The organism is Nocardia sp. NPDC004068 (assembly GCF_042874315.1).
Taxonomy (GTDB): Bacteria; Actinomycetota; Actinomycetes; order Mycobacteriales; family Mycobacteriaceae; genus Nocardia.
Genome location: NZ_JBIAMW010000032.1, coordinates 1 through 1419, shown reverse-complemented (window position 1 = coordinate 1419; position 1419 = coordinate 1). Strand labels below are relative to the sequence as shown.

The window sequence follows — 1419 nt, the reverse complement described above, 5'->3', positions numbered from 1 at the left end:
GGTTGTGTCCAGCAGGATGGTGTACGACCGGACGCCAGCGAAGTGGTGGCGTGTCGTAGCCGAGTAGAGGGTGGTCACCGCGTGATCCTTCAAAAGACCGCCAAGTCACTTGAAGGAAAGAAAGTTCACGCGATGACCTCTGTCCAGCCTATCGACCCGTCCAAGATGCTGTCCGAGCAACTCGCCGTCGCGAGTCCGGATCTGCTGCGCGACATGATGTCCACGTTCATCCAGGCCTTGATGGGCGCCGAGGCCGACACGATGTGCGGCGCCGGGTACGGCGAACGATCCGACCAGCGGGTGAACTCACGCAATGGCTACCGCCACCGTGATTTCGACACTCGCGTCGGCACGATCGACGTCGCGATCCCGAAGCTGCGGTCGGGTTCCTATTTCCCGGACTGGCTGCTCGAGCGCCGCAAACGCGCCGAACGCGCCCTCACCTCCGTGGTGGCGACCTGCTACCTGCTCGGCGTATCAACGCGGCGGATGGAGAAGCTGGTCGAATCCCTCGGTGTGACAAAACTTTCCAAGTCCCAGGTGTCGATCATGGCCGCCGAGCTCGATGCCCAGGTCGAAGCGTTCCGCACCCGCCCACTCGACCAAGGCCCCTACACGTTCGTCGCCGCCGACGCGCTGGTGTTGAAGGTCCGCGAGAACGGCCGCGTTGTCAATGTGCATGCCCTGGTCGCGACCGGAGTCAATGCTGATGGCTACCGCGAGATCCTCGGTATCCAGGTCACCAGCGGTGAGGACGGCGCGGGCTGGCTGGCGTTCTTCCGCGATCTGGTCGCCCGCGGCCTGTCGGGCGTGTCGATGGTCACCAGCGACGCCCACGCCGGGCTGGTCGCCGCCATCGGGGCGACACTGCCCGGCGCGGCCTGGCAGCGGTGTCGTACGCACTACACGGTGAATCTGATGTCGATCACCCCGAAAACGTCGTGGCCGTGGGTGCGGACTCTGCTGCACTCGGTGTTCGACCAGGCAGACCCCGAATCCGTTGACGCCCAATATGATCGGATGCTCGACGCCTTGACCGAGAAGTTGCCGAAGGTGGCCGCTCACCTCGACGCCGCCCGCGCGGACCTGCTGTCGTTCACCGCGTTCCCCAAACAGATCTGGCGTCAGATCTGGTCCAACAATCCGCAGGAGCGGTTGAACAAGGAAATCCGCAGGCGCACAGACGTTGTCGGTATCTTCCCCGACCGACAAGCCATCATCCGACTCGTCGGCGCAGTCCTCGCCGAACAACACGACGAATGGATCGAAGGCCGCCGCTACCTCGGCCTCGACGTCCTCGCCCGCTCACGCGGCACCACCGACCCCACCGACCAGGAGGAAACCACCCCAGCACTGACCGCCTGACCGAACAGGATCACGCGGCAATCACCCCGTTACACCACCCGTTTGGACTTGACC

The 1419-nt window shown here is 64.3% G+C and carries 1 protein-coding gene; it reads left to right on the top strand.

Going from position 1 to position 1419, the window contains the following annotated elements:
* Window positions 1–132: 132 nt before the first annotated feature.
* The gene (locus ACFYTQ_RS37540; RefSeq protein ID WP_387371210.1) at window positions 133–1365 is read left to right on the top strand and encodes an IS256 family transposase; all 1233 of its coding nucleotides are present in this window, start codon (window positions 133–135) and stop codon (window positions 1363–1365) included.
* Window positions 1366–1419 lie beyond the last annotated feature (54 nt).

What these genes read in the sequence shown, in the direction of transcription:
- ACFYTQ_RS37540 (WP_387371210.1), top strand. Translation starts at nt 133, where the DNA reads ATGACCTCTGTCCAGCCTATCGACCCGTCCAAGATGCTGTCCGAGCAA.